Below are 24,262 nucleotides of genomic sequence, written 5' to 3'. Positions count from 1 at the left end.
ACCTTGATGGCGGTCTACACCGACGTCGCCGCCGACGAGCTTGCGGATTTCCTGAAGCAATATGATCTCGGCGAATTGCTTTCCTACAAGGGCATCGCCGAGGGCGTCGAGAACACCAACTTCCTGCTGCATACCAGCCAGGGGTCGTTCATCCTCACGCTCTACGAGAAGCGGGTGGCGAAGAACGATTTGCCGTTCTTCCTCGCGCTGATGGCGCATCTGGCCGAGCACGGCGTCAACTGCCCGCTGCCGGTGAAGGGACGCGACGGCGAGGCGCTGCGCGAGCTGTCGGGACGGCCTGCGGCGATTATCACCTTTCTCGAAGGCATGTGGCCGCGCAAGCCGACCGTGGCGCATTGCGCCGGCGTCGGCGAGGGGCTGGCGAAGATGCATCTGGCCGGCGCGAACTTCGGGATCAAGCGCGCCAACGCGCTGTCGGTCTCGGGCTGGCGGCCGCTGTTCGATGCGGCGTCGAACCGCGCCGACGAGGTGCAGCCGGGACTGCGCGCGTTCCTCGCGGCCGAGCTCGATCATCTCTCGAGCGGAATCTGGCCGACCGATCTGCCGGAAGGCGTGATCCACGCCGACCTCTTCAACGACAACGTCTTCTTCCTCGGCGACAAGCTCTCCGGGATCATCGACTTCACCTTCGCCTGCAACGACATGCTGGCCTACGACGTCGCGATCTGCCTCAACGCCTGGTGCTTCGAGCCGGATCATTCCTTCAACGTCACCAAGGCGCGGGCCTTTCTCAACGCCTATGGCCGGGTGCGAAAGCTCTCCGAGGCGGAAGAGGCCGCGCTGCCGCTGCTGGCGCGCGGCGCGGCGATCCGTTTCCTGCTGACGCGGCTGGTCGACTGGCTCAACGTGCCGCCCGGTGCGTTGGTGAAGCCGAAGGATCCGCTGGAATATTTCCGCAAGCTGCGCTTCCATCAGAGCGTCGGCAGCGTGCGCGACTATGGACTGATGCCGTCGGGGCTGGTGGCGTGAGCGAGCGTCCCAATGTCACGATCTATACCGATGGCGCCTGTTCGGGAAATCCCGGGCCGGGCGGCTGGGGCGCGATCCTGAGGTTCGGCGACAAGGAAAAAGAGCTGAACGGCGGCGAGCGCCACACCACCAACAACCAGATGGAGCTGATGGCGGCGATCTCGGCGCTCGAAGCGCTGAAGAAGCCGTGCATCGTCGATCTCTACACGGACAGCCAGTACGTCCGGCAGGGCATCACCGGCTGGATCTTCGGCTGGAAGCGCAACGGCTGGCGCACCGCCGACAAGAAGCCGGTGAAGAATGTCGAGCTATGGCAGCGCCTCGACGCCGCGCTGAAGCAGCATGAGATCCGCTGGCACTGGGTCAAGGGCCACGCCGGCCATCCCGAGAACGAACGCGCCGATCAGCTCGCGCGCGACGGCATCGCGATGGCGCGGTTGCAGCAGCGGGTGCGGGAGTAGGCGACGACGTCGTCGCTCCACCTTCAACTGTCATCGCCCGCGAAGGCGGGCGATCCAGTATTCCAGAGGCGGGTGTGATTGAGAGGCCGCGGCGTACTGGATGCCCCGGTCAAGCCGGGGCATGACAGCGTCTGTTGTCGCGAAGCGCTCAGAGCTGCCCGAGCAGCGTATCGCCGCCGGAGACCTCGACCTTGCCGGGCATCGCCTCGAGGTTCAGCTTCTTGACCACGCCGTCCTCGACCAGCATCGAATAGCGCTTGGAGCGGATGCCGAGGCCGTTGGCGGAGGCGTCGAGCTCCATGCCGATCGCCTTGGCGAAGTCGGCATTGCCGTCGGCGAGGAAGATGGCCTCGTCGCGCTGGTCGGTGTCGCGCTTCCAGGCGTTCATGACGAAGGCGTCGTTGACCGAGACGATCGCGATGGTGTCGACGCCCTTGTCCTTCATGGCATAGGCGTTGAGGAAGATGCTCGGCAGATGCATCTTGTGGCAGGTGCCGGTGTAGGCGCCGGGCACCGCGAACAGCGCCACCTTCTTGCCCTTGAAAATATCGTCGGTGGTCTTCACCTGCGGGCCTTCCGCCGTCATCACGCGGAATTTAGCCTCGGGCAGCTTGTCGCCAATCTGGATCGCCATGGTCAGTCTCCCTGAAAATCGGTCCCGCTTTTTAGACCGTGCGGCGGGGCTGCACAATATTGCCGGCGGTGAAAGCGGCGGAGGCGGCGGCTCTTCACCTCGATGTCATCAGCCGGAAAAGCCGCCACTGTCGAGGAAGGCCTGCTCTTCCTCCGTGGACGAACGCCCGAGGACGCGGTTGCGGTGAGGGAAGCGGCCGAAGCGGCGGATGATGTCGGCATGCTCCCGGGCGTATTTCAGGTTCTCGGCATTGTCAGCTTCGTTGGCATTGTCGGCGTTTTGAAACAGCGCGACGCAATGCAGCTGGTCGGCCAGGTGCTCCGAATGCATGAAGGGCAGATAGAGGAATTCGAGCAGGATCGGATCGACCCTGGTGTCGACACCTCGATCGATGGCGCGGCTAGCGACCTCGCGCGCCAGCGCGTCGCTGGCAAAGGCCTCGGGCGTGCCGCGAAACATGTTGCGGGGAAATTGGTCGAGGACGATGACGAGCGCCAATGCGCCTGCGTCACTGTCTTCCCATGATGCCAGTTCGCCGGCGACCGCCTTCTGCCACAGCGCAAGAAAGCGGCGCCTGATCTCCGCGTCGAAAGCGTCGTCGCGCTTGTACCAGCGCTCGCGGCCGGCATCGCGCCAGAAGGTGAGAATTCCTGATGGCGCGATGTCGCCGACGTCCGTCATCGGCGGTGCAGCCTACGCCGCCTCTGCCTTCTTCTCGTCGCGCAACTGCCGGCGCAGGATCTTGCCGACATTGGTCTTGGGCAGGTCGGTGCGGAATTCGATGTGCTTGGGCACCTTGTAGCCGGTGAGCTGCTCGTGACAGAACTTGATCACCGCCTCGGCGGTGAGGTTGGGATCCTTCTTCACCACGAAGGCCTTCACCGCTTCGCCCGACCTGGAATCGGGGATGCCGATCACGGCACATTCGAGCACGCCGGGATGGCTGGCGATGACTTCCTCGATCTCGTTCGGATAGACGTTGAAGCCGGAGACCAGGATCATGTCCTTCTTGCGGTCGACGATCTTGGTGTAGCCCTTCTCGTCCATGATGCCGATATCGCCGGTGCGGAAATAGCCGTCCGCGGTCATCACCTTGGCGGTCTCCTCCGGCCTGTTCCAGTAGCCCGACATCACCTGCGGGCCTTTGGCGCAGATCTCGCCGGGCTGACCGAGCGGGATCTCGTTGCCGTCGTCATCGCGGATCGAGATCCAGGTCGACGGCACGGGGATGCCGATCGACCCCGTGAATTCAGTTGCCGTTGCCGGATTGCAGGTCAGCGTCGGCGAGGTCTCCGACAGGCCGTATCCCTCGGCGATGAAGCAGCCGGTGATCGCCTTCCATTGATCGGCCACGGGGCGCTGCACCGCCATGCCGCCGCCGTTGGAGATCTTCAGCTTGGAGAAGTCGAGCTTCTTGAAATCGGGATGGTGCATCAGCCCGTTGTAGAGCGTGTTCACGGCCGGGAAGCTGTTGACCTGGTATTTCGCCAGCTCCTTGATGAATCCGGGAATGTCGCGCGGGTTGGGGATCAGGAGATTGCAGCCGCCGGCGCGGACCGCGAGCAGGTAGCAGGCCGTCAGCGCGAAGATGTGGTAGAGCGGCAGCGCGCAGACGATCATGAGCTGATCGACATGCGGCGGCGCGGCCAGCGCCGGCTGCAGCCAGGCGTCGTTCTGCAGGACGTTGGCGACGATATTGCGATGGAGCAGTGTGGCGCCCTTGGAGAGGCCGGTGGTGCCGCCGGTATATTGCAGGAAGGCGACGTCGCCTGGCGAGAGCTTGGGCTTGCTGAAGGTCATGCCGCGGCCGGCGGACAGCGCGTCGTTGAAGGAGACCGAGCCCGGCAGCGACCACGCCGGAACCATCTTCTTGACGCGGCGAACGACCAGATTGACGATCACGCCCTTGAAGCCGAGCAGGTCGCCCATGCTGGCGACGATGACATGCTTCACCGCCGTCCTGGCGATCACCTGCTCGACCGTGTGGGCGAAATTCTCCAGCACGATGATGGCTTCGGCGCCGGAATCCTTGAGCTGGTGCTCGAGCTCGCGCGGGGTGTAGAGCGGGTTGACGTTGACGACGGCGAAGCCGGCACGCAGCACCGCGGCGGTCGCAACCGGATATTGCAGCACGTTCGGCATCATGAGGGCGACGCGGGCGCCACGCTGCAGCCCGCGGCCCTGCAAGTAAGCCGCGAGCGCGACCGACATCTGGTCGAGGTCGCGGTAGCTGATCGACTTGTCCATGCAGATGAACGCCTTGCGGTCGGCGAACTTGGTGAAGCTCTCCTCCAGCAGGTCGACCAACGATGCGTATTGGGTCGGCTCGATATCGGCGGGCACGCCGGGCGGATATTGCTTGAGCCAGATGCGCTCCATGGAAAACTCCCCTCATTGACCAGAGCCCGTTGTGTCTCGGGCTTGCCTCATTACCGCCAGTATCGAGCCTGCCTGAACCGCTGGCAAGCCGTCGACGCTTAGGGCAAAGGTCGGAAGGTGGCTACCGGAATCGTCGCGAACGGCTGCCGCAGGTGCGAAGCCGGGCCGGATCGGCCCGGGGTGCGCCGTTAACTGTTGTTGGCCGGCTTGGCCGCGGGCTTGGTCGCGGCCTTGGGCTTGGCGGGCTTCTGATCGCCGCTGGCCGCAGGCTTCTCGGCGGGTTTAGCCGCCGCATCAGGCTTGGCGGCAGCATGCTTGGGCGCTGCCGGCTTCGCCGCAATCTTGGGATCGCTCTTGGGATCGCTCTTGGTGTCGCTCTTTGCGTCGGTCTTGCCGTCGCTCTTGCCATTGTTCTTGACCCCAGCCGGCTTGGCATCCGGCTTCACCGCTGCGGTCTTGGTGTCCTTGCTGGCGTCCTTGCCGGCGTCTTTCGGCTTGTCGGCCGCATCCGGCTTCTTGGCCACGCGCGACTTCTTGCCACGCGGCTTGGAGGACGCCGCCTGCTGGTCGGCATCGGCCGCGACCGCCGCGATCAGGGCGGTGCCGGTGCGGGTCGGGCCGGTATAGACCAGCACAGGCTCGGTCGGCGCCGCCGCCGAGGCCATCAGCTCGGAGGCCTTCATCAGGGGCGGCTGCAGGCCGGCGGTGAAGAAGGTCACCTGGGCTTCGCCGCCGGTGGCCGCGGCCGATCCTGATGCGCCGCCATTGGCGGCAATCAGCGCATCGTCGTCGTCGCTGGCCGGCCGCTTGCGGTGGGGCCCGCACATCTCGTCACGCAGGTTCGGCGGCGAGGCGTCGACCGGCACGAGGTTATCGACCGTGCCGAGCGAGGGACGCAGCCAGGTGAGATTGTCCTGGGCAAAACCGCGCTCCAGCAGCTGTGCCGCCTTCACCGCGCGCGCCGTGCCGGAGCCTGCGCCCAGCACCACCGCGATCAGCCGGCGGCCGTTGCGCGTGGCCGAGGCGACGAGATTGTAGCCGGAGGCGCAGATGAAGCCGGTCTTGAAACCGTCGGCGCCGGGATAGCGGCCGATCAGCTTGTTGAAATTACCGGTGATGCGCTTGCCGAAGCGGATCGCCGGGATGTGCACGAAATATTCGTATTCCGGCAGGTCGCGCAGGAACGCGCGCGCGAGGATGCCGAGGTCGCGCGCCGACGTGATCTGGCCGTCGGCGGGCAGGCCGTTCGGATTGACGTAGCTGGTCTGCGTCATGCCGAGCCTCTTCGCGGTATTGTTCATTATCGCGGAGAAGCCGTCGATCGAACCGCCGACGCCTTCGGCCAGCACCACGGCCATGTCGTTCGCCGACTTGACCATCATCATCTTCAGCGCGTTGTCGACGGTGAGCTGCGTTCCCGGGCGGAACCCCATCTTCGAAGGCGATTGCGAGGCCGCGACCGGCGAAACCGTGAGCAGCGTGTCGAGCGTCAGTCTGCCATCCTTGACCGCCTTCAGCGTCACATAGGCGGTCATGATCTTGGTGACGGAGGCCGGATACCAGGGAATGGTGGCGTTATCCGCCTGCAGCACCTTGCCGCTGTCGGCCTCGATCAGCAGCAGCGCTTCGGCGCTCGCCGCGCGCGGCGCCAGCAGCGCGGCGCATGCGACACTCGCAGCGACCAGGTTGAACAAGGATTTGCGAAGCAGCGGGCGTAGGGCGTGCACTATCCGATTCCGGTCCTTGGAGATCCGCCGGTTCCCGGGGTTCTCGTGATCTGATTGTCGGTTCTGAAAATCCAGCGCCGCCGCTTGCGGCGCCGCAAACCTATACCGGCTGATGCGTCGAGAATAGGGGGCTGGGTGCGGTATTCCGCAATGAAATAGGCCGAATTTCGACGGCGCCGTGGGGACTTGCTAGGGGGATTTGGCTGCCGTCGCGGCAGCCTCAGAGGCCGTCACGCTGGCCCGTGCGTTTTCCTGCACCATGAATTGAGCCCGGGCGAGCTCGGCAAAATGGCCGCCTTTGGCCACCAGTTCATCGAAAGTTCCACTTTCGATCACCCGGCCGTTCTCGAACACCAGGATCCGCGTGGCGTTGCGGATGGTAGAAAGGCGATGGGCGATCACGAAGGTGGTGCGGCCCTTCATCACTTCGTCGAGAGCGGTATTCAACTTGGCCTCGGTGATGGCGTCGAGCGCGGAGGTCGCTTCGTCCAGGATCAGGATCGGCGGGTCCTTCAGTAGCGCGCGGGCGATCGACAGGCGCTGCCGCTCGCCGCCGGACAGCATGCGGCCGCGCTCGCCGGCATTGGTCTCGAAACCGCCGCTGCGCTCGATGAATTCGAGCGCCTGGGCGCGCGCCGCCGCCTGGCGCATCTCGGCCTCGGTCGCGTCCGGCTTGCCGACGCGCAGATTGTCCGCGATCGACCGGTTGAACAGCAGCGCCTCCTGGAACACGACGCCGATGTTCCGCCGCAGCGAGGTCAGCGTCACGCCGCGCACGTCCATGCCGTCGATCTTGATGACGCCGGATTGCGGGTCGAAGGCGCGATGCAAGAGCGCGATCGCGGTCGATTTGCCGGCGCCGGTCGGGCCGACCAGCGCGATGGTCTGGCCGGGCAGCGCGGTGAAGGTGAGATCCTCGATCGCCGGCCGCTTGCCGTCATAGGAGAAGGTGACGTCGTTGAACTCGACGAGGCCGGACAGCCTGCCGGCGTCGATCGCGTCGGAGCGGTCGCGCACCGCGGGCACGGCGTCGAGCACATTGAAGAACTCGCGCAGGCGCGGGGCTTCCATGAACACGTTGTTGATGAAGCTCACGACCTGCTCGAGCTTCTGGATCAGCATCGTCGCGAAGCTCACGAACATCACGATCTCGCCGACCGAGGTCAGCCCCTGGTCGTGCAGCGCGATGCCGAAGGTGAAGATCGCCAGCACCGTGATGGTGGTGGAGGCGCGGGTGATCACCGTCACCAGCGCCCACCAGGACAGCACCGGCATCTGCGCCGCGAGCAGCTCGTCGGCGACGGAGCGCAGGCCTTTGACCTCGGATTCGACGCGCACGAAGCTCTGCACCAGCGCGACGTTGCCGAGCGCATCCGACGCGCGCGCGGAAAGCTCGCTGTAGTGCTCCTCGACCTCCATCTGCATGCCGAACGTCCTGCGCACCACGAAGGTGGTCAGCGCCGTGAAGACGATGCAGAGCACGAACAGCAAGATCGCGAGGCGCCAGTTCAGGTAAAGCGACAGTGGCAGCAGCACCACGACCGAGAGGATCGCGGCAAAATGCTCGCGGAAGAAGCCGAGCCACAGCCGCCACAAGGCGTCGGTGCCGTTGAGCATCACTTTCATCAGCCGGCCCGAATGGGTGCCGGAGTGGAACGTTAACGGCAGTTGCAGGATGTGCTCGAAATAGTCGGTCAGCACCGCCTGGCGCTGACGGTGCGAGAGCCGGTCGGCTTGCAAGGCCACGAGCGCGCTGCACAGGATGGTGAAAAGCCCGAACCCGACCCAGGCGGCCAGGAACGGCCAGGCCGAGTTCGAGCCGGCCACGGTCTTGCCGGAGAGCACGTCGACGATCCGGCCGAACAGCACGGGTTCGGCGAATTGCGAGCCCGCCAGCAGGAGATTGGCGACCGCGAGCAGCCAGCCCAGCCGCGCCTCGTTGCCGAGCAACTCGAGAACGCGGGTATAGAGGCGCAGGATGGACATGTGGGGGGCGAACTCGAGCGGATGACGGAGCTCATATTCTAAGCAGGGATCGCGCGCGAGATATAGCCGAAGCTGCCGGTTTTTCTCAATTGATCAGCCGCCCCGCGACCGGCGGCAGGAACTGGTCGTCGAAAATGTCGCCGGGGGTCGGCCGCTTGCGGAATTTGAAGTCCTGCGCGATCTGCTCGATCGAGCGCTGCAGGCGCAGCGGCTCGATACCGCCGAGCCCGTTGCGCTTGACCTCGTCGGTCAGGATGTCGTCGGCAAGGACGGTGCGCAGGCGTTCCAGCTCCAGGTCGCGGTCGCCGCCGTCGATGCGGCTCGCGGCCTCGTCCGCCGCGCGCGCCGGCTCCTTGACGGTTGCGGCGATGCCGGCGATCAAGGCGCGGACGAAGCCTTTCACGGCGTCCGGCTTTGCCGCGGCGAAGGCGGCATTGGCCACCACGGCGAAGCCATAGGCCTCGCAGCCGTAATCGGCATAACGCAGCACGACGAGATCGGCACCGGGCACGCCGCGATCGCGCAGGTTCACCGCCGAGAGATGGCTGAAGCCCGCGACGGCATCGACCTGTCCCGCGGACAGGATCGGCTCGCGCACGGCCGCGCCGATCTTGTGGAATTTGACGCGCGATGCCTTGATGCCGTTCTGCTGCGCCAGCGCCGGCCACAGCCGCATCGACAGATCGCCCTCGGCAACCCCGACGGTCTTGCCGTCGAGATCGGGCAACAGATGGATGCCGCGGCTCCTGCGCGCCACGATGGCGTAAGGCGCGCGGTTGAACAGCACGAACACCGCCTTGACCGGCGCCGGATCCTCCTTGTCGCGAAACCGGATCAGCTCGTTGATGTCGACGAGCGCAAGCTCGCTGTCGCCTTTGGCGACGCGTGCGAGTGCCTCCGGCGATCCGGTCGCGCTGCCGAAGGACACGTTGAGACGCTCGGCGCCGAACCTGCCGTCCTTCGCGGCAAGGAAGAACGGCGCCATGCTCGCGTCGGGCGGGCGGTCGAAGGTGAAGTGAATGGCAACGGAGGGCGGCGCAGGCGTCTCGGCCGCGCCGACACCGCGTGGACTCAGTGCCGCAAGCGAGATCGAGAGGGCCAGCAGGCAACGAAGCGCGATCGTCTTGAATTGAGACATCAGTTGCGCCGGTCCCGCATTGTTATGGTTTCGTGACGCTTGCAGCGCCGGCCGACGATACCGTGCGCGCGCCAACATGAACGGCGGATGAGCGGCGGTTGCGTCACGATTACGCAACCCCGTTCAGCTTGTGTTGGGGTTGGGGAACCCAACTTAGGTCATGCGGGTTTGAAAGGCATGAGCCTGTCCGCAGGCGTCCGTTCCAGGTCCCAAAGGAGGGCCCAAGACATGTTCGACCGATTCTCCAAGATTGCGGGCCGCAAGGCCGTTCTTGCTACCGCCGCCGTGGTGGCTCTGACTGCGGCTGCACCCAACGCCTCCTACGCGGGCGGCCGTCATTGGCACGGTGGTGGTGGCGGCGCCGCCGCTGCTGCGATGTTCGGCCTGGCCGCGACCGGCCTGGCGATCGCAGCCAGCCGCAATGCCTACGCCTATGATCCGGGTCCGGGTTACTATTACGACAGCGGCCCGGTCTATTACAGCAGCCCCGGCTATGGTCCCTATTATTACGACTCGAGCAGACGCTACACCTATGGCGGCTACAAGAACCCCTGCGCCCACGGCTATTCCGGCTACAGCTGCTATTAACCGGTCGGCCATGCGTCATCGGCGAACAGGCCGGCGCGCTTGCCGCGCCGGCCTGTTTTCTGCTTTTATTGCCGAGCGTTAACACGCCGGCCATTTGTTTAGAGTAGTTTTGAGTACCATGAGTGATTCGCTTGAGCGGCTATATCTGGCTGTGCTCGCGGCCAGGGATCTTGATCCGGCAACATCGCGGACCGCCCGGCTGTTTCAGCGCGGGCCCTCGCAAATGGCAAAGAAGCTCGCTGAAGAGGCCATCGAGGTCGTGATCGATGCCGTCAATGGCGACTCCGAGGCCGTGATCCGGGAAAGCGCCGACCTCTTGTACAATCTCACCGTGCTCTGGGCCTCAGCCGGCGTGCGCCCCGAGGACGTCTGGCGCGAGATGTCGCGGCGGGAAGATATGCTCGGCATCGCCGAGAAGCTGCCGAAATCCTCAATGAAACTGCCCAAGGTCGCGTCACCGCGCGTGGCGGCCAGGCGGCCAATTGTCGCGCTCGAGGGGCGTGCTGCGCGCAAGCGCCACTAGAAACGTCACAATTCGCCTCAATCTCGGCATGGACAAATCCGTCCCATGGTGCTTCATCGCGGCGCCATGCTGAAACGTATCTACGACTGGTGCATCGACGCCGCCCACAAGCCCTACGCGCTCTGGATCATGGGTGTCGTCTCCTTCGCCGAAAGCTCATTCTTTCCGGTCCCGCCGGATGTGATGCTGATTCCGATGTCACTGGCGCGCCCGCAGCGCGCCTGGCTCTATGCGGCGGTCTGCACCGCTACGTCGGTGCTTGGCGGCATCGTCGGCTACGCCATCGGAGCGCTGCTGTTCGACTCGGTCGGCCAGTGGCTGATCCAGGTCTACGGCCTCGGCGACAAGGTCGACGCCTTCCGCGCCTCCTATGCGGAATGGGGCGCGGTGATCATCCTGCTCAAGGGGCTGACGCCGATCCCCTACAAGCTCGTCACCATCACCTCGGGCTTTGCCGGCTACAACATCATCCTGTTCATCCTCTGCTCGATTATCGCCCGTGGCGGACGCTTCTTCGTCGTCGCGATCCTGCTCAACCGCTATGGCGACTGGATCCGGGTTCGGATCGAGAAGCATCTCGGATTGTGGGTCGCGCTGGGTGCCATCGTGCTGGTGCTCGGCTTCGTGGTGGCGGTCAAGTTGATCTAGGCGCTGGCGGCTTTGCCGCAGGGCCGGCTTCGGCTACGGTTGCCGCCATGATGGTTCGATCCGGCAATCCGGCGGTGCGGCTCGGGACGCTGATGTCAGCGGCGCTGCTGCTCCTCCTCAGTGGCGGCGGCATCGGATGGACGCAATCTGCACCGCCATCGCTCGGCCTCCAGCAGCAGGGGGGCCAGGCCGCGCCGTCGCCCTCGACGCCGGCCTCTTCCGCCGCGCCGGCACGCGAGGAAAATCCCGGGCTGATCAATGAAATGGGCAAGCTGTTCGACAAGCTGCCCTCGATCCTGCCGCCGATCAAAAGCCCCAGTGAAACCATGAACGACCTGTCACGGCTGGCCAAGCCCTCGACCATGGTGTCGGGGCGCGTGGCCTGCCCGCTCTCGTCGAACGGCGCGCCCGACTGCAAGCAGGCCGCCGACCAGCTCTGCCAGAGCAAGGGCTACAAGGAAGGCAAGAGCCTGAATGCCGATTCCGCGGAAAAATGCTCGGCCAAGGTTCTGATCCCCGGCCGGCAACGCAAACCGGACGACTGCCGCACCGATACTTTCGTGACCAGCGCGCTGTGCCAGAACTAAAGCGCGATGCGACTAGGATGAATCATCATCGCGCTTTGGGTTGTTGTTTAAGCATGATCTTTTCGGAAAACCGCTGCGCACTTTTCCGGATCATGCTTTAGAGGACGTCGCGCGAGCAACAAGGAGCGCCCATGAGTCGTACGGAGCAGGACTTCCTCGGACAGCGTGAGATCGCCGACGACATCTATTACGGCGTCCAGACCATCCGGGGTAAGGAGAACTTCCACATCACCGGCATTTCGATGAACCAGGAGCCTTACTTCGTGAAGGCGCTCGGTTACGTCAAGAAGGCCGCCGCGATGGCCAATCGCGATCTCGGCGCGATCGACGCCAGGGTCGCGGACGCGATCATTCTCGGCTGCGACCGCGTCATCGCCGGCGAGATGATGGATCAGTTCGTCACCGACTTCATCCAGGGCGGTGCCGGCACCTCCACCAACATGAACGCCAACGAGGTGATCGCGAACCTCGCGCTGGAATCGCTCGGCTTCGGCAAGGGCGACTATCAGCACGTCAGTCCCAACGACCACGTCAATTACGGCCAGTCGACCAACGACACCTATCCGACCGCCTTTCGCCTCGCGCTGATCCTGCGGCTCGAGAGCTACATGACCGCGCTGCGCCAGCTCCAGGAAGCTTTCTTCAGCAAGGGGCGCGAGTTCGACCGTGTTCTGAAGATGGGCCGCACGCATCTGCAGGATGCCGTGCCGATGTCGCTCGGCGCGGAATTCCGGGGCTGGGGCACCACGATCGGTGAGGAGGTCGACCGCATCTCGGAAGCGCGTGCGCTGCTGCGCGAGATCAATCTCGGCGCCACCGCGATCGGCACCTCCGTCACGGCTGCGGTCGGCTATCCCAAGCTCGCGGTCCGGCATCTGAGCGCGCTCACCGGCGTCGACTTCATCCTCGCCGGCGATCTCGTCGAGGCGACCTCGGATACCGGCGCCTATGTGCAGCTCTCGGGCGTCCTGAAGCGCACCGCGAGCAAACTGACGAAGATCTGCAACGACATCCGCCTGCTCGCCTCCGGCCCGCGCGCCGGCTTCAACGAGATCAACCTGCCGCAGCTGCAGCCGGGCTCTTCGATCATGCCCGGCAAGGTCAATCCCGTGATCCCCGAAGTGGTCAACCAGACCAGCTTCCTCGTCATCGGGCTCGACACGACGGTGACGCTCGCGGCCTCGGCGGGCCAGCTCCAGCTCAACGTGATGGAGCCGGTGATCTCGTTCGCGCTGTTCTTCTCGATCCGCACCATGGAACGCGCGGTCAATAGCCTGCGCGAGAATTGCGTCGTCGGCATCACCGCCAACGACGAGCACACCCGCAACATGGTACTGAACTCGCTCGGCATCGTCACGGTGCTGAAGCCGCTGCTCGGCTACAAGCAATGCGCCGAGATCGCGCGCGAGGGCTACAAGAGCGGCAAGTCGCTGCACCAGATCGTGGTGGTCGAGCGCAAGCTGCTGACGCAGGAGAAGTGGGACGAGATGTTCTCGTTCGAGCGGCTGATCAATCCGGATTTGATCGGGTAGCTGTCAGTGACCACAGTTCTCTCCTCGTCATTGCGAGGAGCCCTTGCGACGAAGCGATCCAGGACTGCTTCCGCGGAGACAGTCTGGATTGCTTCGCTACGCTCGCAATGACGGAGGAGAGATGTGGGGTTGAGAATTCCGCTGCTTGGAATTGCGGCAGCGGCATCCGTGACGGCGTCAAAACGCAATACTTGACAGTGGAAAGATTGCCTTGTTGGTATGGCGCCCAACCTTCCATTGACCGGCCAACAGAGGATCGTCTCGCAATGTCCATGCCTGCCTTGTTCAAAGGGCGCCTGTCGATCCCCGTGATCGGCTCGCCGCTCTTCATCATCTCGGTGCCCGATCTGGTGATCGCGCAATGCAAGGCGGGGGTGGTCGGTTCGTTTCCGGCGCTGAACGCGCGGCCGCCGGAGCTGCTCGACGAATGGCTGGCACGGATCACCGAGGAGCTCGCGGCCTATGACCGCGCGCATCCGGAACGGCCGTCGGCGCCGTTTGCGGTCAACCAGATCGTGCACAAGTCGAACAACCGGCTCGACCACGACATGCAGCTCTGCGCCAAGTACAAGGTGCCGATGATCATCTCCTCGCTCGGCGCCCGCGAGGAGCTGAACCAGGCCGTGCACGGTTGGGGCGGCATCGTCTTCCACGACGTGATCAACCAGAAGTTCGCGCACAAGGCGATCGAGAAGGGCGCCGACGGCCTGATCCTGGTCGCGGCCGGGGCCGGCGGCCATGCCGGCACCATCTCGCCGCTCGCTTTCGTTGCCGAGACCCGCAAGTGGTTCGACGGCCCGATCGCGCTGTCGGGCGCGATCGGCAACGGCCAGGCGATCCGCGCCGCGCGCATCCTCGGTGCCGACTTCGCCTATATCGGCTCGGCCTTCATCGCCACCAAGGAGGCCAACGCGGTCGAGCGCTACAAGGAGATGATCGCCGGCTCGAGCGCCGACGACATCGTCTATTCCAACCTCTTCACCGGCGTGCACGGCAATTATTTGAAGCCCTCGATCCTCGCCGCCGGCATGGATCCGGAGAACCTTCCGACCTCCGATCCCTCCAAGATGAATTTCGGCACCGACGCCTCCGGCGAACGCGCCAAGCCGAAAGCCTGGAAGGAGATCTGGGGGAGCGGCCAGGGCATCGGCAGCATCGACAAGGTGCTGCCTGCAGCGGAGCTGATCGCGCGCTTCAAGAAGGAATACGACGAAGCGATCGATCCGCCGTTGTGACGATCTCGTGTCCCGGACGCGCTGCAGCGCGCAACGCTGCTGCGCAGAGCCGGGACCCACGCAGCAACGTATGGACCCCGGATCAGCAGCGCACCGCTACGCGCGGCACAGCATCCGGGGAACGTCAACCGAGGCTGATTGAACGATGACCGCCATCTACCGCGTCGACGGCGACAGCGTCGTCACCAGCCCGGATGCCGCCGGCCCCTGGGATCGGCGCATGCAGCACGGCTCGGCGCCGGCTTCGCTGGTGACGTGGGCGGCCGAGCGCGTTCCGACGCCGGCTCCGATGGACATCGCGCGCGTCACCATCGACCTGATGCGCCCGGTGCCGGTGGCGCCGCTCACGATCGCGACCGAGGTCCTGCGCGAGGGCCGCAAGATCCAGCTCTGCAACATCAAGCTGCTTGCCGATGGCGTGCAGGTGGTCGGCGCGACCGTGCTCAAGATCCGGCGCCAGGCACTGGCGCTGCCCGACGATGTCGAGGAGCTGCCGGTCACGCTGCCCTCGCCGGAGGACTCGCTGGCCGAGGACGGTCACGCCGCCACCAGCCCGTTCGTGCGTTCGGTCTCGATGCGTGCCGCGCGCGGCCGCTTCGGTCAGGCCGGCGCCGGCGCGATCTGGTTTCGCGTCGATCATCCGCTGATCGAGGGGGAGGCGATCTCGCAGGCCATGCGCGCCGTGGTCGCCGCCGATTTCTCCAACGGCACCGCCTCGACGCTCGACTTCCGCGCCTGGACCTACATCAATGCCGACCTCACCGTGAGCTTCGCGCGTCAGCCGGTCGGCGAGTGGATTCTGCTCGACGGCGAGTCCTGGATCGGCGCCGACGGCACCGGGCTTGCAATGTCGCGCCTCGCCGACCGCCAGGGCTATTTCGGCCGCGCGGTGCAGAGCCTGGTGATCGAGAAGCGCTGAGGCGTGACGGCAAGCGTCGCTGTTCGGGCCGCCCAATTGAACGGCAGGCTTCCGCCGCCGCGGAAGGGATGCAAGGTCGTGTTCGACCGGGGCATCCTGCCAGTTCACATTCCGTAGAAGATCTTGATCTCCCACAGCACCACAATGATAGCCGTGATCAACGTGATCGCGGCGACTGCACTTTCCAGGGAAGCGACTCTCATCTCTTACTCCGCTTCCCAGCCCCGTCAGCGGTCTAGGTGATTCCCCGATTCGGCGGCAATTGCGTGCGCCGCGCCGCCATCCACTCCGTTCCGCGTTGTGGTGTCCGGGACACAGTGGCCCCGTAGAATCCCGGGTATTTATCCCACCATCCGGTCCCGGCCGCTCCAGAAGCCTGCGCGCAGCACCTTCTTGTCGACCTTGCCGACTCCGGTCATCGGCAATTGCTTGACGAACTCGATCTGCTTGGGCGCATGCGCCGAGCCTTTTCGCGTCTTGACCAGGTTGATCAGCTCGTCCGGATCCGGCCTTGCGCCCTCGCGCGGCACGACGATGGCGGTGACGGCCTCGCCCCACTTTTCGTCGGGAATGCCGACGACCGCGACCATGGCGACATCGGCATGTTGCGACAGCACGTCCTCGACCTCGCGCGGGAAGATGTTGAAGCCGCCGGACACGATCATGTCCTTCTTGCGGTCGAGAATGAAGATGTAGCCGCGCTCGTCCTGGCGCGCGATGTCGCCGGTGTGGACCCAGCCGTTCTTCAGCGTCTCGGCGGTGATGTCGGGCCGTCTCCAGTACTCTGCCATCGCATGCGGGGCGCGCACGCAGATCTCGCCGGCCTCGCCCGTCTTCACCTCCCGGTCGTTGTCGTCGAGAATCCTGACCTCGCACGCCGCGATCGGAAAGCCGCAGGACAGGAACAGCTCCGGCGTCTTCGGATCGTGATCCGCCTTGCGCAGCACCGAGACCGGATAGCATTCGGTCTGGCCGTAGAGCTGCGAGAACACCGGTCCGATACGCTCGATGCCCTCGACCAGCCGGCTCGGCGACATCGCCGACGCCCCGTAGAGCACCAGCTCCAGCGAGGACAGATCGGTCTTGTCCAGCACGGGATGATCGAGCAGCACGTAGATCATGGTCGGCACGAACAGCGTGAAATTGATGCGCTCGCGTGCGATCGTCGTCAGCACCGCCTCGGGATCGAAACCTTTGAGCATGTGCACGGTGCCGCCGCGCATCAGAGTCGGCAGCACTTTCGTGCCGGCCACATGGCTGATCGGGGCGACGGTGAGGTAGCGTGCCGCGTCGGGGATTTCGAAATCGGCGAGGATCGCGGCCGCGGCTCCGGCATTCTCGCGGTGATAGCGCAGCGCGCCCTTGGATTTGCCGGTGGTGCCGCCAGTGTAGTTCAGCGTGGAGAGATCATCGAGGCTGGCGAGGTTCCGCGCGCTGGCGTGTCCCGCGCTCTCGATGGCTGCCAACAGATCGGCACCGTAACCGGCCGGGCCCATGGTGAAGATCGCCTTCAGCCGCGGCGCTCTCGCCGCAAGCTCGCCACCGCGGTCGCGGAAGGCGGCCGCATCGACCACCAGCATCTCGGCTTCGGAATCATCGAGCTGGAACAGCTGGTCCTCCAGCGATCCCAGCGGATGCAGCCAGGTGATGCAGAGCCGCGACAATTGCGCGGCGACGCCGGCGCACCAGGTGTCGGCGCGGTTCGCGGTGAGGAAGGCGACGCGCGCGCCCGCCTGCAAGCCGAGACGCATGAAGACGCCCTGGATGCGTCCGATGAGGTCGATGGTGCCCTGATAGCTCAACGATCCGCCGGGCCAGGCGAAGGCGGTGCGGCCGGGATAGCGCGACAGCGCCCGTAGCGTCTGCGCACAAGTCGGGGACGATGCGTGGAGCGGATCGGACATATGTTTCCTCGTTGCTTGTCACCGGCTTCTGACGTGCCAATGTTGCCGATGACGCTAGCACACGGACTGCGGGAGGAAACCACAAAGCCCGCGCAAGGAGGTATGCGTGACAAGGAGATTTGCGTGACGTCAGATCGGCTGCAACGCTTCGGCGATCGTCTCGCTCTGCCGCTGATCGCAGCGCCGATGTTCCTGGTGTCGGGCGTCGAGCTCATGGTCGCCGCGTGCCGGAGCGGCGTGATCGGCAGCTTCCCCACCGCGAATTGCCGCAGCACGGACCAGCTCGATGAATGGCTCACCACCATCGAGACGCGGCTGTGCCAGCACGAAGCTCAGACCGGCCGCAAGGCAGCGCCGCTCTGCCCGAACCTGATCGTGCATCGCTCCAATGCGCGGCTGGAGCAGGATCTCGCGGTGCTGCTGCGGCACAGGCCGGAGATCGTCATCACGTCGGTCGGCTCGCCTGCGCCCGTGGTGAAGCCGCTGCACGATGCCGGCGCGCTGGTGCTGGCGGACGTCGCTTCCATCCGCCATGCCGAACGTGCGGCGGAAGCAGGCGTCGACGGACTGGTGCTGCTCACCGCGGGCGCCGGCGGGCAGACCGGCTGGCTCAACCCATTCGCCTTCGTCCGCGCGGTGCGCGCGTTCTATGACGGCGTCATCGTGCTCGCGGGCGGCATCAGCGACGGCCGCGCGCTGTATGCGGCCGAAGTGCTCGGCTGCGATCTCGCCTATATGGGCACCAAGTTCATCGCGACGCGCGAGAGCATGGCGGACGACCGCCACAAGCGAATGCTGGTCGACAGCAGCGCCGACGACATCCTGCTCACGACCGCGTTCACAGGCCTGCAGACCAGCATGCTGAGGCCGTCGATCGTGGCCGCCGGGCTTGATCCTGACGATCTGCCGGCGCGCGGGGCGATCGACATCGCCAGGGATATCGACGTTGGCGCGCGCGAGAGCCGTCCGAAACGCTGGCGCGACATCTGGAGCGGGGGGCATTCCACCTCGGGCGTCACCGACGTGCTCGGGGTCGACGATCTCGTTGCGCGGACGGCGGCCGAATATCGTGAGGCGAGGGCGCACGACCCCCCGTAGAATTGCGGAAAGGCGGGCTCCGCTCGTCCCGATCACGGTTAATCCCGCGCTCTTCCGCCCCGCTCACTTAACGGCAGATTAACCATCGCCCGCCAAGAATCCTCTCACGGCCGCCAATCAGGACCGAGAGGGACAGGCGATGGACTTCGATTATCTCAACACCAAGACGGCGGCTTCGCTGGACGAAATCCGCGTTCGCGTCGCTCATGCCCTGGCCCGCCACCCGCTGTGCCGCAACGTTCGCTTCGACATCGTCAGCGTCCCCCGCACCCGCCGGGGCGGCAACTGGACGGTGGCGCTGCAATCGGTCGAGCCGCGCGCGGTCTGGGAGGCCTCGGAGATCGTCGCGGACATCCAGGACGCCTACGATCTGGCCGCAGCTGCCTGATATCCTTTGCCTTTTACGCAAAATGTCGCTGCAGACATGCTGATTGTCCTGATTGTCGCGACGAAGGCGCACTCAAGCCATAATTCGTGCCCTTTTCCCGGGCATCTCTAACAAACTCGTGAAGCGTCCGTTCCCGGAGAGACGTTTGTCCAAAGCCATCACCATCGTTGTGCTGACCTGCTTCCTCGTCCTCGGCGCCGCGACCACCGCCATTCTTGGCCGCGACAGCGTCCCCAGCGTCAGTGAAGACATGATCGCGCAGACGCCTCCGCCCAAGCCGCTCGCAACCAACCGCGCCGCCAAGGCCGACCGTCTGGTCCCGACCCTCGCCTTGGCATCGGCCGCGATCGAGCCGGTCCTGGTGCCCGCCGACAGGCTTTCGCAGGCGCCCGTGCTGACCGAGCCGCTGCGCCAGGCCTTCGCTGCTGCCACACCGTCCGATTTCCCGATGCCCAAGGCGGCGCCCGGCGTGTCCGAAGCGCCCGCCGCGGCGGAGGTTCCCGCTGTCGAAGTCCCCGCCAAGCCGAAGGTGGTCGCCAAGCCGCAGCCGCAGAAGCATTATACCCTGCTGTCCGACGCACAGATTGCGGGGATCAGGGACCGCCTGAAACTGTCCTCGTCGCAGGAATATTACTGGCCCTCGGTCGAGAGCGCGCTGCGCAACGTTGTCCGCAAGATCTCGGCGAACAAGCTCTCCAATCCGAACGCGCCGCCCAGCGCGCAGATCGACCCGAATTGCGATGAGGTCCAGCAGTTGAAGTCGGCGGCCATGCCGTTGCTGTTCCAGCTGCGTGACGATCAGAAAGAGGAAGTGCGCAAGCTCGCTCGACTCATCGGGCTCGAGAAGGTCGCGCAGCAGATCTGACGCTTAAGTTCCTTTGGGAACTGCTTCCGTACCAGGAACATCCGGCAATCAACGCGCGTTGCTCGCCCCAAAGAGGGAGTGGATCAATGCGCGCCTCGACAGCCTATTTCGTCGGTGCCGGAACCATTGTCGCAGCCATTGCCATTGGTTTGGGCGGCGGGATCGTGGCCGGCAACATCATGAATCCGGTCGCGTCCAAACAGGGCCCGGACACCAGCAAGATGGCGCAGCGTGCCGAATCCGCTAGCGCGCCGGCGGCGACAAACGCACCCTCGGAACGCGTCAATTACCTCACCGGCTCGCAAGCCTTTGGCGCGATGATCGCCGCACCGGCCCAAGCCGAACTGAAGCCCGAAGCCGGCAAGTCTGAGGCCGCAAAGCCTGGCACCCAGCCCGCTCAGGCGACTGCCGAACCGCCGGCACCGCCGCCTTCACAGGCGGCCGCGGTCGAGCCACCCAAGGACCAGTCCAAGGACCAGTTCAAGCCAACCGTCGCATCGTCGCCGAAGGCCGCAAAACCCGGCGAGCAGCAAGCATCGGTCGATCCGGCCTCTTCACTCGACAACGCCTATGCCAAGGCGAAGGATTTCGACGTGAGGCGCGCTGCGTCCGAGCGGCGTCGGATCGAGCGGCGCGAACGCTGGGCCGAGCGCCGCCATTACTACGAGGGCCGCGAGCCGCGCGGCATGCGCGACCGCACCGATTGGGACGACGTCGCGCGCAACATCCGCGAAGATTCCGATGCGCGCGACTACGCCGGCCGGCCGCGCGGCGGCTTCCCGCAGATCAGGCTGTTCGGGCCCGAGGACGATTAGCGCTGAGCCCGCGATCACCGCTGCCGGCGAAGAAGACGCGGCGTCATTGTCGAGCCGCCGTCACTTCATTCCCGCGTGCCACAATCCTTCCAGGTAATGCGCTCGATCCTCGTCCCGCAGCACCGGCAGCTCGCGCGTGATCCAGGCGAGTGAGACCCCGGGGCTGAGCGCGGCGTAGACCGTCCAGGGCGGACGCCGCGAGCGCCGTGTCTCCTGACATCCCGGCGGCAGCCGTCAGCACGCGGTGCGCGCCGACGAAATCGCCGCGTTGCCGCAGCTATTCCGGCGAAACTGCGAATGTGCTTTGCGCAAGCTGCGCCGCCTCCGTAAGCTACCTCCCACACAAACGCCAACCACGAAGAAACGCCCATGCCTGCCTTCAGCGCTTCCACCACCGTGCTCGATTCGATGCTGTTCCGCGACGCCTTCGGCACGCCTGAGATGCGCGAGGTGTTCTCCGACGTCGCGCTGGTGGCGCGCTATGCCGAGGTCGAGGTGGCGCTGGCGAAGGCGGAAGCCAGCTGTGGCGTGATCCCGCAGCAGGCGGCCGAGGCGATCGCGGCGCGGACCGACGTCGCCGCGCTCGATTTCGATCTGCTCAGGCAGGAGACCGACATCGTCGGCTATCCGATCCTCCCCTTGGTGCACCAGATGGTGAAGCAGTGCGGCGAGGCCGGCCGCTACGTGCATTGGGGCGCGACCACCCAGGACATCATGGACACCGCCGTGGTGCTGCAGCTCCGCGCTGCGCTCGAGATCGTGGCGCGCGACATCGACGAGCTCCGCGGCATCCTGGCGAACCTCTCGAGACGCCATCGCGACACGCCGATGGCCGGCCGCACCCACCTCCAGCAGGCACTCCCGGTGACCTTCGGCTACAAGACCGCGATCTGGCTCGCCATGTTCGATCGCCACGCCGAGCGGCTGGCGCAGCTGAAGCCGCGCGTGCTGGTCGGTCAGTTCGCCGGCGCCGCCGGCACGCTGGCCTCGCTCGGCAACAAGGGATTCGAAGTGCAGGAGGCACTCTGCGCCGAGCTGAAGCTCGGCGTTCCCGTCTCGACCTGGCACGTCGCGCGCGACGGATTTGCCGAGGCGGTGAACTTCCTTGCGCTCGTCACCGGCTCGCTCGGCAAGATCGCGCTCGACATCATGATCATGGCCTCGACCGAGTTTGGCGAAGTCTACGAGCCGTTCGTCAAGGGGCGCGGCGCCTCCTCGACCATGCCGCAGAAGCGCAATCCGATCTCGTCGGAGCTGATGCTGGCGGCGTCCAAGGCGGTGCGCCAGCACGCCGGCCTGATGCTCGACGCCATGGTGCAGGATTTCGAGCGCGCCACGGGTCCCTGGCACGCCGAATGGATGGCCATCCCCGAAAGCTTCGTGCTGACCGCCGGCGCGCTGCATCAGGCGAAGTTTGCACTTGCGGGCCTCATCGTGGACGAGGCGAAGATGAACGACAATCTTGCGATCAGCCGCGGCCTGATCGTGGCCGAAGCGGTCATGATGGGGCTCGCGCCGCAGCTCGGCCGGCAAGAGGCCCATGACGTGGTTTATGACGCTTGCCGGCTCGCCAACGACAAAGGCTTGAGCCTGGCGGATGCGCTGTCCTCCGACTCCCGCGTATCGAGCCGTATCGACCGTGTCACAATCGAGGCGCTCACCTCACCGAAAAATTACCTCGGACTCGCGCCCGCCATGGTTGACCGGGTGCTGAAATCGGCAACGCGTTGAAAACCAATATGCGTGAAACTGCGTATCTTCTCCGTGTCGCAAGGTGCTCGCGCACTTGCGCCTTGCGGTGCTAGGCTTAGATTGAACCAGAGACTTTCGGCAGAGGGCCCGGCATGACTGATCACCGCAATTCCATTGATCCCGCGAAGCTCGACCGGCTGGCCGAGGTGGCGGTGAAGGTGGGCCTGGGCTTGCGGCCAGGACAGGATCTGCTTCTGACGGCGCCCGCGATCGCGCTACCGCTGGTCAGGCGCATCGCCGTGCATGCCTACAAGGCCGGCGCCGGCCTCGTGACGCCGATCCTGTCGGACGAGGAGATGACGCTGGCGCGCTACCGCCATGGCCATGACAGCAGTTTCGATCGCGCCGCCGGCTGGCTCTATGAGGGCATGGCCAAGGCGTTCTCGGAGAACACCGCGCGGCTCGCCATCGTCGGCGACAACCCGATGCTGCTGTCGGGCGAGGATCCGTCCAAGGTGGCACGCGCGAGCAAGGCGAATTCGATGGCCTATCAGCCCGCGCTGGAGAAGATCGTCAATTTCGACACCAACTGGAATATCATCGCCTATCCAAGCCCGTCCTGGGCCAAGCAGGTCTTCCCCAACGATCCCGAGGACGTCGCGGTCGGCAAGCTCGCGGATGCGATTTTCGCCGCGTCCCGCGTCGATCGCGAGGATGCGATGGGCAATTGGGCCAGCCACAATGCGGTGCTGCGCGAGCGGACCAACTGGCTCAACGGCCAGCGCTTTCGCGCGCTGCAATATTCGGGGCCGGGCACCGACCTCACCATCGGCCTGGCCGACGGCCACGAATGGGAGGGTGGTGCCTCGCTCTCCAAGAACGGCATCAGCTGCAACGCCAATATCCCGACCGAAGAGGTGTTCACCACGCCGCATTGCCGCCGCGTCTACGGCCATGTCGTGAGCTCGAAACCGCTGTCCTATCAGGGCACGCTGATCGACAACATCGCGGTGCGCTTCGAGGACGGCAAGATCGTGGACGCAAAGGCCTCGCGCGGAGCGGAGGTGCTGAACAAGGTGCTCGACACCGACGAGGGCGCCCGCCGCCTCGGCGAAGTGGCGCTGGTGCCGCATTCCTCGCCGATCTCGCAGAGCGGGCTGTTGTTCTACAACACGCTGTTCGACGAGAACGCTGCGTCTCACATCGCGCTCGGCCAGTGCTATTCGAAATGCTTCGTCAACGGCGCGCAGCTCACCCCGCAGCAGATCGCGGCGCAAGGCGGCAACCAGAGCCTGATCCATATCGACTGGATGATCGGCTCCGCCGAGACCGATATCGACGGCATCTTGCCCGACGGCAGCAAGGTGCCGGTGTTCCGCAAGGGCGAGTGGGCGAAGTAGTCTGCCTACCTCTCTTCCAGGAGGGATTGGTGCGGCGACAGATTTTCCGTGCGCTCGTTCCTTGCGTGCGGAAAGGTATGTGGGTTCTGGTGCCTTCGCGCATTTTGTCGCACCCCGGAAAAGGACTGGGTCATGTGCGCGGATTTGCACGGGAATTGCGACGTTAACCGTTTGCTCTTGTCGCTTCCGGCTGATTCCCGAAATGGATGTAAGAAAGAATTAAAAACGGGCTACTAGCGTCCGAGCATCTTTCGAAACACTCCCGGCCGGATCGGCCGCAAATATCATTTCCCGAGGAAGCAAATGGCATTGATTGAAGTCGGTAGTTGCAACGTGGACCTCGAGCTGCGGCCGATCGAGCCGTCCTGGATCATCGAAGGCAACCCGGTGTCGCGCTCGCGCGTCCTGTCGACCAGCGCCGACGGCACCGCCCAGACCATCATCTGGTACTGCACCGAAGGGCGCTTCAACTGGTACTACGACATCGACGAGACGATCATGATCATGGAAGGATCGATCGTGCTCGAAAGCGAGGGCATGCCGCCGAAGCGTTACGGCCCCGGTGACGTCATTTTCTTCCGCGATGGCGCGCATGCCAAATGGCACGTCGAAGGCCACGTCAAGAAGATCGCCTTCTGCCGCAAGACCAATCCCGTGATGATCGGCTTCCTGATCCGGGTCGTGAACAAGCTCAAGAAGATCTTCACCTCGACCGGCGAGCGCCGCCCCGCCTCGCTGATGGGCGCAGGCTAG

Annotated in this window: 23 protein-coding genes and 1 pseudogene; 16 read left to right on the top strand and 8 right to left on the bottom strand. The window is 65.1% G+C overall.

What is annotated here, in order from left to right; genetic code table 11:
* The first annotated feature begins 6 nt into the window (after window positions 1-6).
* Together AC066S_RS08765 and rnhA are read left to right on the top strand one after the other, a co-directional pair.
* The gene (locus AC066S_RS08765) at window positions 7-990 is read left to right on the top strand and encodes a homoserine kinase (RefSeq protein WP_478269433.1); all 984 of its coding nucleotides are present in this window, start codon (window positions 7-9) and stop codon (window positions 988-990) included.
* Window positions 987-1,451: a ribonuclease HI gene (gene rnhA, locus AC066S_RS08760; protein WP_126260371.1), complete on the top strand. Its 465-nt coding sequence runs from the start codon at window positions 987-989 to the stop codon at window positions 1,449-1,451. The genes AC066S_RS08765 and rnhA overlap by 4 nt, the downstream gene beginning before the upstream one ends.
* A 148-nt stretch (window positions 1,452-1,599) precedes the next feature.
* Here the strand turns inward: rnhA and AC066S_RS08755 are convergent, their stop codons facing one another.
* The 6 genes from AC066S_RS08755 to AC066S_RS08730 form a co-directional block, all read right to left on the bottom strand.
* On the bottom strand, window positions 1,600-2,085 hold the full coding sequence (locus AC066S_RS08755) for a peroxiredoxin (RefSeq protein WP_126259570.1): 486 nt from the start codon (window positions 2,083-2,085) through the stop codon (window positions 1,600-1,602).
* 108 nt (window positions 2,086-2,193) lie between these two features.
* Window positions 2,194-2,766 carry a DUF924 family protein gene (locus tag AC066S_RS08750; RefSeq protein ID WP_478269432.1) on the bottom strand — a complete coding sequence of 191 codons (573 nt, stop codon included), beginning with the start codon at window positions 2,764-2,766 and terminating at the stop codon, window positions 2,194-2,196.
* Between the two features lie 12 nt (window positions 2,767-2,778).
* Window positions 2,779-4,464, bottom strand: coding sequence for a long-chain-fatty-acid--CoA ligase (locus tag AC066S_RS08745; protein WP_478269431.1), 1,686 nt, complete (start codon window positions 4,462-4,464; stop codon window positions 2,779-2,781).
* Between the two features lie 188 nt (window positions 4,465-4,652).
* On the bottom strand, window positions 4,653-6,191 hold the full coding sequence (locus AC066S_RS08740) for a D-alanyl-D-alanine carboxypeptidase family protein (protein ID WP_478269430.1): 1,539 nt from the start codon (window positions 6,189-6,191) through the stop codon (window positions 4,653-4,655).
* Between the two features lie 189 nt (window positions 6,192-6,380).
* The gene (locus AC066S_RS08735; RefSeq protein WP_478269429.1) at window positions 6,381-8,177 is read right to left on the bottom strand and encodes a glucan ABC transporter ATP-binding protein/ permease; all 1,797 of its coding nucleotides are present in this window, start codon (window positions 8,175-8,177) and stop codon (window positions 6,381-6,383) included.
* An 85-nt stretch (window positions 8,178-8,262) separates the two neighbouring features.
* The gene (locus AC066S_RS08730; protein WP_478269428.1) at window positions 8,263-9,315 is read right to left on the bottom strand and encodes an ABC transporter substrate-binding protein; all 1,053 of its coding nucleotides are present in this window, start codon (window positions 9,313-9,315) and stop codon (window positions 8,263-8,265) included.
* Between the two features lie 228 nt (window positions 9,316-9,543).
* Between AC066S_RS08730 and AC066S_RS08725 the strand changes: the two genes are divergently transcribed.
* From AC066S_RS08725 to AC066S_RS08695, 7 genes are all read left to right on the top strand, one after another.
* The gene (locus AC066S_RS08725; RefSeq protein WP_126259575.1) at window positions 9,544-9,903 is read left to right on the top strand and encodes a hypothetical protein; all 360 of its coding nucleotides are present in this window, start codon (window positions 9,544-9,546) and stop codon (window positions 9,901-9,903) included.
* A gap of 118 nt (window positions 9,904-10,021) precedes the next feature.
* Window positions 10,022-10,426: a phosphoribosyl-ATP diphosphatase gene (gene hisE / locus AC066S_RS08720; RefSeq protein ID WP_126259576.1), complete on the top strand. Its 405-nt coding sequence runs from the start codon at window positions 10,022-10,024 to the stop codon at window positions 10,424-10,426.
* 45 nt (window positions 10,427-10,471) lie between these two features.
* Window positions 10,472-11,074 carry a YqaA family protein gene (locus AC066S_RS08715; protein WP_205680526.1) on the top strand — a complete coding sequence of 201 codons (603 nt, stop codon included), beginning with the start codon at window positions 10,472-10,474 and terminating at the stop codon, window positions 11,072-11,074.
* Between the two features lie 47 nt (window positions 11,075-11,121).
* A complete protein-coding gene (locus AC066S_RS08710; protein WP_478269427.1) occupies window positions 11,122-11,661 on the top strand; it encodes a hypothetical protein in 540 nt (179 codons plus the stop codon).
* Window positions 11,662-11,792: 131 nt separating this feature from the next.
* Entirely contained in the window at window positions 11,793-13,193 is a 1,401-nt protein-coding gene (locus AC066S_RS08705) for an aspartate ammonia-lyase (protein ID WP_478269426.1), read from the top strand.
* A 266-nt stretch (window positions 13,194-13,459) separates the two neighbouring features.
* Window positions 13,460-14,428 carry an NAD(P)H-dependent flavin oxidoreductase gene (locus AC066S_RS08700; protein ID WP_126259579.1) on the top strand — a complete coding sequence of 323 codons (969 nt, stop codon included), beginning with the start codon at window positions 13,460-13,462 and terminating at the stop codon, window positions 14,426-14,428.
* Between the two features lie 145 nt (window positions 14,429-14,573).
* The gene (locus tag AC066S_RS08695) at window positions 14,574-15,347 is read left to right on the top strand and encodes a thioesterase family protein (RefSeq protein ID WP_478269425.1); all 774 of its coding nucleotides are present in this window, start codon (window positions 14,574-14,576) and stop codon (window positions 15,345-15,347) included.
* A 341-nt stretch (window positions 15,348-15,688) separates the two neighbouring features.
* Here AC066S_RS08695 and AC066S_RS08690 read toward each other — a convergent pair whose 3' ends face one another.
* Window positions 15,689-17,251, bottom strand: a complete 1,563-nt coding sequence (locus tag AC066S_RS08690) for an AMP-binding protein (protein WP_478269424.1) — start codon at window positions 17,249-17,251, stop codon at window positions 15,689-15,691.
* A gap of 123 nt (window positions 17,252-17,374) precedes the next feature.
* On the opposite strand from AC066S_RS08690, the gene AC066S_RS08685 reads away from it, so the two are divergent.
* The 4 genes from AC066S_RS08685 (at window position 17,375) to AC066S_RS08670 (ending at window position 20,417) form a co-directional block, all read left to right on the top strand.
* Window positions 17,375-18,349, top strand: a complete 975-nt coding sequence (locus AC066S_RS08685; RefSeq protein WP_135171332.1) for an NAD(P)H-dependent flavin oxidoreductase — start codon at window positions 17,375-17,377, stop codon at window positions 18,347-18,349.
* Between the two features lie 139 nt (window positions 18,350-18,488).
* Window positions 18,489-18,737 (top strand): hypothetical protein, encoded by a 249-nt coding sequence (locus tag AC066S_RS08680; RefSeq protein WP_126259583.1) that lies wholly within the window; start codon window positions 18,489-18,491, stop codon window positions 18,735-18,737.
* Window positions 18,738-18,882: 145 nt separating this feature from the next.
* The gene (locus tag AC066S_RS08675) at window positions 18,883-19,602 is read left to right on the top strand and encodes a hypothetical protein (RefSeq protein WP_167767764.1); all 720 of its coding nucleotides are present in this window, start codon (window positions 18,883-18,885) and stop codon (window positions 19,600-19,602) included.
* Between the two features lie 86 nt (window positions 19,603-19,688).
* Entirely contained in the window at window positions 19,689-20,417 is a 729-nt protein-coding gene (locus AC066S_RS08670) for a hypothetical protein (protein ID WP_478269423.1), read from the top strand.
* Window positions 20,418-20,477: 60 nt separating this feature from the next.
* On the opposite strand, the pseudogene AC066S_RS08665 reads toward AC066S_RS08670, so the two are convergent.
* A pseudogene (locus tag AC066S_RS08665) lies at window positions 20,478-20,694 on the bottom strand (hypothetical protein); the annotation flags it as partial.
* 92 nt (window positions 20,695-20,786) lie between these two features.
* Between AC066S_RS08665 and pcaB the strand changes: the two are divergent.
* The 3 genes from pcaB to AC066S_RS08650 all read left to right on the top strand — a co-directional run bounded on the left by pcaB (window position 20,787) and on the right by AC066S_RS08650 (window position 24,262).
* Window positions 20,787-22,148 carry a 3-carboxy-cis,cis-muconate cycloisomerase gene (gene pcaB, locus AC066S_RS08660; RefSeq protein ID WP_478269422.1) on the top strand — a complete coding sequence of 454 codons (1,362 nt, stop codon included), beginning with the start codon at window positions 20,787-20,789 and terminating at the stop codon, window positions 22,146-22,148.
* A 113-nt stretch (window positions 22,149-22,261) separates the two neighbouring features.
* Window positions 22,262-23,509: an aminopeptidase gene (locus AC066S_RS08655; protein ID WP_126259586.1), complete on the top strand. Its 1,248-nt coding sequence runs from the start codon at window positions 22,262-22,264 to the stop codon at window positions 23,507-23,509.
* A 303-nt stretch (window positions 23,510-23,812) separates the two neighbouring features.
* Window positions 23,813-24,262: a cupin domain-containing protein gene (locus AC066S_RS08650; protein WP_126259587.1), complete on the top strand. Its 450-nt coding sequence runs from the start codon at window positions 23,813-23,815 to the stop codon at window positions 24,260-24,262.

The sequence above is a fragment of the Bradyrhizobium sp. CFUWI genome (assembly GCF_056429085.1).
Note: the sequence above shows the minus strand (reverse complement) of the source record. Positions and strands in the feature narration are given on the sequence as shown.

Bases quoted from the DNA above. Each gene is read 5' to 3' on its own strand.
- AC066S_RS08765 (WP_478269433.1), top strand. From the start codon at position 7: ATGGCGGTCTACACCGACGTCGCCGCCGACGAGCTTGCGGATTTCCTG.
- AC066S_RS08755 (WP_126259570.1), bottom strand. From the start codon at position 2,085: ATGGCGATCCAGATTGGCGACAAGCTGCCCGAGGCTAAATTCCGCGTG.
- AC066S_RS08750 (WP_478269432.1), bottom strand. From the start codon at position 2,766: ATGACGGACGTCGGCGACATCGCGCCATCAGGAATTCTCACCTTCTGG.
- AC066S_RS08745 (WP_478269431.1), bottom strand. From the start codon at position 4,464: ATGGAGCGCATCTGGCTCAAGCAATATCCGCCCGGCGTGCCCGCCGAT.
- AC066S_RS08735 (WP_478269429.1), bottom strand. From the start codon at position 8,177: ATGTCCATCCTGCGCCTCTATACCCGCGTTCTCGAGTTGCTCGGCAAC.
- AC066S_RS08730 (WP_478269428.1), bottom strand. From the start codon at position 9,315: ATGTCTCAATTCAAGACGATCGCGCTTCGTTGCCTGCTGGCCCTCTCG.
- AC066S_RS08725 (WP_126259575.1), top strand. From the start codon at position 9,544: ATGTTCGACCGATTCTCCAAGATTGCGGGCCGCAAGGCCGTTCTTGCT.
- hisE (WP_126259576.1), top strand. From the start codon at position 10,022: ATGAGTGATTCGCTTGAGCGGCTATATCTGGCTGTGCTCGCGGCCAGG.
- AC066S_RS08715 (WP_205680526.1), top strand. From the start codon at position 10,472: ATGGTGCTTCATCGCGGCGCCATGCTGAAACGTATCTACGACTGGTGC.
- AC066S_RS08710 (WP_478269427.1), top strand. From the start codon at position 11,122: ATGATGGTTCGATCCGGCAATCCGGCGGTGCGGCTCGGGACGCTGATG.
- AC066S_RS08705 (WP_478269426.1), top strand. From the start codon at position 11,793: ATGAGTCGTACGGAGCAGGACTTCCTCGGACAGCGTGAGATCGCCGAC.
- AC066S_RS08700 (WP_126259579.1), top strand. From the start codon at position 13,460: ATGTCCATGCCTGCCTTGTTCAAAGGGCGCCTGTCGATCCCCGTGATC.
- AC066S_RS08695 (WP_478269425.1), top strand. From the start codon at position 14,574: ATGACCGCCATCTACCGCGTCGACGGCGACAGCGTCGTCACCAGCCCG.
- AC066S_RS08690 (WP_478269424.1), bottom strand. From the start codon at position 17,251: ATGTCCGATCCGCTCCACGCATCGTCCCCGACTTGTGCGCAGACGCTA.
- AC066S_RS08680 (WP_126259583.1), top strand. From the start codon at position 18,489: ATGGACTTCGATTATCTCAACACCAAGACGGCGGCTTCGCTGGACGAA.
- AC066S_RS08670 (WP_478269423.1), top strand. From the start codon at position 19,689: ATGCGCGCCTCGACAGCCTATTTCGTCGGTGCCGGAACCATTGTCGCA.
- pcaB (WP_478269422.1), top strand. From the start codon at position 20,787: ATGCCTGCCTTCAGCGCTTCCACCACCGTGCTCGATTCGATGCTGTTC.
- AC066S_RS08655 (WP_126259586.1), top strand. From the start codon at position 22,262: ATGACTGATCACCGCAATTCCATTGATCCCGCGAAGCTCGACCGGCTG.
- AC066S_RS08650 (WP_126259587.1), top strand. From the start codon at position 23,813: ATGGCATTGATTGAAGTCGGTAGTTGCAACGTGGACCTCGAGCTGCGG.